The sequence below is a fragment of the Nocardia farcinica genome, assembly GCF_029867845.1.
GTDB lineage: Bacteria > Actinomycetota > Actinomycetes > Mycobacteriales > Mycobacteriaceae > Nocardia > Nocardia farcinica_A.
The window spans coordinates 1-3,466 of record NZ_JARWRU010000877.1 but is presented as its reverse complement, the minus strand read 5'-3'; the positions used below and the strand labels follow the sequence as shown (position 1 = coordinate 3,466).

The window sequence follows — 3,466 nt, the reverse complement described above, 5'->3', positions numbered from 1 at the left end:
GAACTGGGCGGATCTCGGCCCGGCCGCGGAATCGGTCACCGTCGAGGAGGCCGAGCGGCGGGCGCGCGAGGTCGAACCGGACGACCTGTCCGACATCCTGTTCACCTCGGCACCACCGGCCGCAGCAAGGGCACGCTGGTGGCGCACCGGCAGGCGCTGTCGGTCGTGCGGGCCTGGGCCGAGTGCGCGACACTGCGCACCGACGACCGCTATCTGGTGGTCAACCCGTTCTTCCACAACTTCGGCTACAAGGCGGGCATCCTGGCGTGCGTGGTGACGGGGGCGACGATCGTCCCGCAGGTCACTTTCGACGTGCCGCAGACCATGCGGTTGATCGGCTCCGAGAAGATCACCGTGCTGCCCGGGCCGCCCACGATCTACCAGACCATCCTGGACTTCCCCGACCGCGCCTCCTACGACCTGAGCACGCTGCGGGTCGCGGTGACCGGCGCGGCCACGGTGCCGGTAGTGCTCATCGAGCGGATGCGCGCGGAACTGGACTTCGAGGTGGTGCTCACCGCCTACGGGCTGTCCGAGTCGGCCGGGTTCGGCACCATGTGCGACACCAGCGACGACGCGGAGACGGTGGCCAACACCTGCGGGCGGCCGATTCCCGGCTTCGAGCTGAAGCTCGCGCCCTCGGGCGAGGTGCTGCTGCGCGGGCCGAACATCATGCTCGGCTATCTGGACGACCCGGAGGCCACCGCCGAGGCGATCGACGCCGACGGCTGGCTGCACACCGGTGACATCGGCACCGTCGACGAGCGCGGGTACCTGAAGATCACCGACCGGCTCAAGGACATGTACATCAGCGGCGGGTTCAACGTCTATCCCGCCGAGGTCGAGCAGGCGCTGGCCCGGCTGGACGGCGTGGCCGAATCCGCGGTGATCGGCATCCCGGACGAACGGATGGGCGAGGTCGGCAAGGCCTTCGTGGTCCGCAAGCCCGGCGCCGCGCTCACCGAGGAACAGGTGATCGCGCACGCCAAGACGGTGCTGGCCAATTTCAAGGTGCCGCGGGTGGTGGAGTTCCGCGACCACCTGCCCTACAGCGCGGCGGGCAAGGTGCTCAAGCGAGAGCTACGCGACGGCGAGAAGGCGTGATGACGCACAACGTGAGGAGAATTCGCAATGTCTGACCAACCCGCCGGGGTGCCCGACGAAGGTGAGGTCGTCACCTACGAACGGCGCGGCCGGGTCGCCGTCGTCACGATGAACCGGCCCGACTACCGCAACGCGCAGAACTCGGTCATGACCTACGCGCTGGACGCCGCTTTCACGCGCGCGGTCGAGGACGACGAGGTCGGGGTGATCGTGCTCGCGGGCAACGGCAAGCACTTCAGCGCCGGTCACGACATCGGCACGCCGGGCCGCGACCACCACGTGCACTACGAGAACAAGGCCGTGCTGTGGTGGGACCACGTCGACAAGGCAGGCGGCGACCAGCGCTTCGCCCGCGAGTCCGAGGTCTATCTCGGCATGTGCAGGCGCTGGCGGGAGATCCCCAAGCCGACCATCGCCATGGTGCAGGGCGCGTGCATCGCGGGCGGGCTCATGCTGGCCTGGGTGTGCGACCTGATCGTCGCCTCCGAGGACGCCTTCTTCTCCGATCCGGTGGTGCGCATGGGCATTCCCGGCGTGGAGTACTTCGCGCACCCGTGGATGCTCGGGCCGCGCCAGGCCAAGGAGTTCCTCTACACCGGTGACCGCTTCGACGCCGCCACGGCCAAGGAGTGGGGCATGGTGAACCGGGTGGTGCCGCGCGCCGAGCTGGAAGCCGAGACCTTCGCGCTGGCCGAGAAGATCGCCGCCATGCCGCGCTTCGGGCTGGCGCTGACCAAGAAGGCGGTCAACCAGGCCGAGGATCTGATGGGCATGCGCTCGGGCATGGATTCGGTGTTCGGCCTGCATCACTTCGCGCACGCGCACAACGCCGAGGTCGGGGCGGATTCGCTGGGCGGCATGAACGCCAAGAGCATGCGGGACACGGCCACCGTCGCGAGCAGCACCGCCGAGAAGAACGGGACGGCCTGATGGATCTGGAACTGGATCAGGCGGCGCTGGACTTCCAGCGCGAGGTCAGGGAGTTCCTGGCCGCCAACAAGCCGGCGCGGCCGCTGCCCTCGATGGACACCGCCGAGGGGTTCGAGGCGCACCGCGAGTGGGAGCGCAAGCTCGCCGAGGCCAGGCTCTCGGTGGTGGCGTGGCCGCAGGAGTACGGCGGGCGCAATGCCTCGCTGATCGACTGGGTGCTCTTCGAGCAGGAGTACTACGCCGCGCAGGCGCCCGCCCGGGTCGGCCAGAACGGCATCTTCCTGCTCGCGCCGACGCTGTTCGAGCACGGCACCAAGGAACAGCTCGACCGGATCATGCCGCGGATGGCCCGCGCCGACGACATCTGGGCGCAGGCCTGGTCGGAACCGGAGGCGGGCAGCGACCTGGCGGGCATCCGCTCCACCGCGCGGCGCACCGAGGGCGGCTGGCTGCTCAGCGGGCAGAAGACCTGGAGTTCCCGGGCCGCGTTCGCGGACTGGGCCTTCGGCCTGTTCCGCAGCGACCCGGAGGCCGAGCGGCACAAGGGCCTGACCTACGTGATGTTCCCGCTCACCGCCGATGGCGTGTCGGTGCGGCCCATCCCCCAGCTCGACGGCGAGCCCGGCTTCGCCGAGATCTTCCTCGACGACGTGTTCGTGCCCGATCAGGACGTGATCGGCGCGCCCGGCGAGGGCTGGCGGGTGGCCATGAGCACCTCCAGCAACGAGCGCGGCCTCTCGCTGCGCTCCCCCGGCCGGTTCACCGCCACCGCGAGCAGGCTGATCGACCTGTGGGCCGAGCGGGCCGACGAATCCGACACCGCCCAGCGCGACGCCGTGGTGGACGCCTGGATGCGCAGCGAGGCCTACCGCCTGCACACCTGGGGCACGGTGACCCGGTTGAACGAGGGCGGCAAGCTGGGCGCGGAATCCTCGATCACCAAGGTGTTCTGGTCGGAACTGGACATCGCCATGCACGAGACCGCGCTGGACATCCTCGGCGCCGAGGCCGAAGAGGCGAGCGCCTGGACCGACGGCTACCTGTTCTCGCTGTCGGGCCCGATCTACGCGGGCACCAACGAGATCCAGCGCAACATCATCGCCGAGCGGCTGCTCGGTCTACCGAGAGGGAGCAGCCGATGAGGTTCGCGCTCAGCCCCGAACAGCTCGATTTCGCAGGCAGCGTGCGCAAACTGCTCGACAGCGGGCGCGCCGCGAGCGCGGTGCGCGCGTGGTCGGCCGGTGACCGCGCGCCCGGCCGGGCGTTGATCGGCCAGCTCGCCGAGCAGGGTGTGCTCGGGCTGGCCATCGGCGAGCGGTACGACGGCGCGGAGGCCGAGCCGGTCGATCTGGTCGTCGCCTTCGTCGAACTGGGCCGCGCGGCCGCCGGCCCGGCCCCCCCCCAGCCGCCCCCCCCCGGAACCCCGCCACGG

General features: G+C 70.3%; 3 protein-coding genes and 1 pseudogene. All 4 read left to right on the top strand.

All coding sequences use genetic code 11. The features are described 5' to 3' along the window. A pseudogene (locus tag QH283_RS19185) lies at window positions 1-1,104 on the top strand (AMP-binding protein); the annotation flags it as partial. A gap of 27 nt (window positions 1,105-1,131) precedes the next feature. Further along, a complete protein-coding gene (locus tag QH283_RS19180; RefSeq protein ID WP_280504367.1) occupies window positions 1,132-2,034 on the top strand; it encodes an enoyl-CoA hydratase in 903 nt (300 codons plus the stop codon). Further along, entirely contained in the window at window positions 2,034-3,176 is a 1,143-nt protein-coding gene (locus tag QH283_RS19175) for an acyl-CoA dehydrogenase family protein (RefSeq protein ID WP_280504366.1), read from the top strand. Before QH283_RS19180 ends, QH283_RS19175 begins: the two co-directional genes overlap by 1 nt. Beyond that, window positions 3,173-3,466 (top strand): acyl-CoA dehydrogenase family protein (locus tag QH283_RS19170; RefSeq protein WP_280504365.1); only part of this gene is annotated, 294 nt, incomplete at its 3' end. The genes QH283_RS19175 and QH283_RS19170, both read left to right, overlap by 4 nt.

Bases quoted from the DNA above. Each gene is read 5' to 3' on its own strand.
- QH283_RS19180 (WP_280504367.1), top strand. From the start codon at position 1,132: ATGTCTGACCAACCCGCCGGGGTGCCCGACGAAGGTGAGGTCGTCACC.
- QH283_RS19175 (WP_280504366.1), top strand. From the start codon at position 2,034: ATGGATCTGGAACTGGATCAGGCGGCGCTGGACTTCCAGCGCGAGGTC.